This is a genomic window from Pseudomonas sp. P5_B2, from assembly GCF_056400445.1.
In genome coordinates, this window is sequence record NZ_JBFULH010000486.1 from 1 (window position 1) to 3,107 (window position 3,107).

Sequence of the window (3,107 nt, forward strand, 5' to 3'; positions counted from 1 at the left end):
TGTACCGGGCGATCACCAACAACCTGCAAGCGATCAATCTGCGCGACCTGATGGACTCCGCGCAATTACTCGGTGCCAGCACCTGGCAAGCGGCGATCCTGGTAGTGCTGCCGAATCTGCGCAAGGGCTTGATGGTGGCGCTGCTGCTGTCGTTCTCGTTCCTGTTCGGGGAATTCGTCTTCGCCAACATTCTCGTCGGCACCCGCTACGAAACCCTGCAGGTCTACCTCAATAACATGCGTAACAGCAGCGGCCACTTCACCAGTGCGCTGGTGATTTCCTATTTCTTCTTTGTGCTGGTTCTGACCTGGGCGGCCAATATCTTGAACAAGGACAAAAGCGAATGAGCTATGTCAGCGTCCAACACCTGCAAAAAAATTACTCGGGCACCACGGTATTCAGCGACATCAACTGCGAAATCCAGAAAGKTGAGTTCGTCACCCTGCTCGGCCCGTCAGGTTGCGGCAAATCCACGCTGTTGCGCTGCATCGCCGGCCTGACATCGGTCGACGGCGGCAAGATCCTGCTGGAGGGTCAAGACCTCGTTCCACTGAGCCCGCAGAAACGCGGGATCGGCATGGTCTTTCAAAGTTATGCGCTGTTCCCGAACATGACCGTGGAACAAAACATCGCCTTCGGCCTGCGGATGCAGAAGGTCAATGCCGACGACAGCCAAAAGCGCGTTGCCGAAGTACTCAAGCTGGTGGAACTGGACGACTTCGCTGCGCGTTTTCCCCATCAACTGTCGGGTGGCCAGTGCCAGCGTGTCGCCCTCGCCCGCTCGCTGGTGACCCGGCCACGGCTGTTGCTGCTGGATGAACCGCTGTCAGCCCTCGACGCACGGATTCGCAAGCACTTGCGCGAACAGATCCGTCAGATCCAGCGCGAACTGGGCCTGACCACGATTTTCGTCACACACGATCAGGAAGAAGCGCTGACGATGTCTGACCGGATTTTCCTGATGAATCAGGGGAAAATCGTACAAAGCGGCGACGCCGAAACCCTGTACACCGCGCCGGTGGATGTGTTCGCCGCCGGCTTCATCGGCAACTACAACTTGCTGGACGCCGACAGTGCTTCAAAGTTGCTGCAACGGCCGATCAACCACCGCATTGCGATTCGCCCGGAAGCCATCGAGCTGAGCCTGAACGGTCAACTGGACGCCCAGATACGCAGCCACAGCTTGCTTGGCAACGTGATTCGTTATCGGGTCGAAGCCCGTGGCGTGGAATTGGTGGTGGATGTGCTGAACCGTTCGGCGGCCGACCTGCACCCTGATGGTCAGCGTCTGGCACTTTCCATCGATCCGACGGCCCTCTGCAAGGTAGCTTGAAAGCAGCTGCAAGCTTCAAGCTGTAAGCTGCAAGTCTAAACTGCTGAACACCTCGACCCACTTGTAGCTTGAAGCTTGCTGCTTGAAGCTGCTCTCAAGAGAGCCCGACTGATGGCCCTGGCAATTTTTGATCTGGACGAAACCCTGATCCACGGCGACTGCGCCACCCTCTGGAGCGAGCAAATGGGCCGCTTGGGTTGGGTCGACCCTGAGTCGTTCATGCGGCAGAACAATGAGCTGATGGACGCCTACAGCCACGGCAAGTTGCGTATGGAAGAGTACATGGTGTTCAGCCTTGAGCCGATGATCGGCCGGACGCCTGAAGAGGTCGATCACCTGGTCGGGCCATGGGTTGAAGATTTCATCGAGCCGATCATCTTCAGCGACGCTACTAAAGCGATTGCCGCCCATCGCAAGGCTGGCGACCGGATTCTGGTGATATCGGCGTCTGGCACGCACCTGGTGCGGCCGATTGCAGATCGCCTGGGCATTGACGAGATTCTCGGCATCGAACTGGAAGTCGCACATGGGGTGTACAGCGGCCATACCGTCGGCACGCTGACTTACCGTGAAGGCAAGATCACCCGCCTGCTGGAGTGGCTGGATGCGGAAGAGGAAAACCTGGAAGGGGCGAGCTTTTATTCCGACTCACGTAACGATTTGCCGCTGCTTCTGAAGGTGGATTTCCCACACGTGGTAAACCCGGACCCGGTCCTGCTTGAGCACGCCGAAAAGGCCGGCTGGCCGATCCATATCTGGAAGTAACAAATACCCCCTGTAGGAGCATGGCTTGCCCGCGACGAACGATGACGCGGTATATCTGTCAGACCGCGTCATCGTTCGTCGCGGGCAAGCCTTGCTCCTACAGGTGAGTGTCAGGTCAGGCTTTCGTCTATCACCAACACCAGTTTCCCTGCCACGGTATTGCTGGCCAACTCCGCGAACGCCGCTTCGGCATCCTTGATCGGGAACGTCTTGGCCAGTTGCGGGCTCAATCGCCCCTCGGCAAACAATGGCCAGACATGCTGGCTCAGATCACTGAACAAATCCGCCTTGAACTGCTCGTCGCGGCTGCGCAAGGTCGAGCCCAGCAGTTGCACGCGCTTGGCCAGTACTTGTGCGAGGTCCAGTTGCGCATCACGGCCACCCATCAGGCCAATCAGCACCCAACGACCATCACGGGCCAACAGCTTCAGATTCAGCGCGGCGTAGTTGCCGCCCACCGGATCAAGGATCACATCGAACGGCCCCAAATCGTTCAAACTGTCCAGGCCACCCTTGCGCACCACCCCACCCTGCGCCCCCAGTGCTTCACAGTAAGCCAAACGYTCGGCGGAACCGACGCTGACCCAGCACGGGTTACCAAACGCCTTGCAGAGCTGAATGGCAGCTGAACCAATTCCACTTGCTCCAGCGTGCAGAAGAACTTTTTCACCCGGTTTGAGCGCAGCGAGCTGAAATAAATTCAGCCAGACGGTCGCATACACTTCTGGCAACGCAGCCGCCTCGACCAGGGACAGTCCTTCGGGAACAGGCAACACATGCCGTCCGTCGACAACTACCTCTTCGGCCATCCCACCCCCGGCCAGCAAGGCGCAAACCCGATCACCGACCTGCCAGGAAGACCCCGCGCCCACCTCGCTGATCACCCCGGAACACTCAAGACCCAACACTTGACTGGCCCCCGGCGGGGGTGGATAGAGGCCCGCTTTCTGTAACAAATCGGCACGATTAAGCCCCGCTGCCGCCACTCGGATACGAACTTGTCCTACAT

At 58.6% G+C, this 3,107-nt stretch carries 4 protein-coding genes; 3 read left to right on the forward strand and 1 reads right to left on the reverse strand.

Translation table 11 applies throughout. From position 1 onward, the window contains the following. The 3 genes from AC1DRJ_RS22765 to AC1DRJ_RS22775 form a co-directional block, all read left to right on the forward strand. On the forward strand, window positions 1-347 hold a 347-nt coding region (locus AC1DRJ_RS22765; protein WP_477804130.1), incomplete at its 5' end, for an ABC transporter permease. Continuing rightward, window positions 344-1,333 (forward strand): ABC transporter ATP-binding protein, encoded by a 990-nt coding sequence (locus AC1DRJ_RS22770; RefSeq protein WP_477804131.1) that lies wholly within the window; start codon window positions 344-346, stop codon window positions 1,331-1,333. The genes AC1DRJ_RS22765 and AC1DRJ_RS22770, both read left to right, overlap by 4 nt. A 111-nt stretch (window positions 1,334-1,444) precedes the next feature. Beyond that, on the forward strand, window positions 1,445-2,098 hold the full coding sequence (locus AC1DRJ_RS22775) for an HAD family hydrolase (protein WP_477804132.1): 654 nt from the start codon (window positions 1,445-1,447) through the stop codon (window positions 2,096-2,098). A gap of 110 nt (window positions 2,099-2,208) precedes the next feature. Here AC1DRJ_RS22775 and AC1DRJ_RS22780 read toward each other — a convergent pair. Beyond that, a partial coding sequence (locus AC1DRJ_RS22780) for an NAD(P)H-quinone oxidoreductase (RefSeq protein WP_477804133.1) occupies window positions 2,209-3,107 on the reverse strand: 899 nt, incomplete at its 5' end.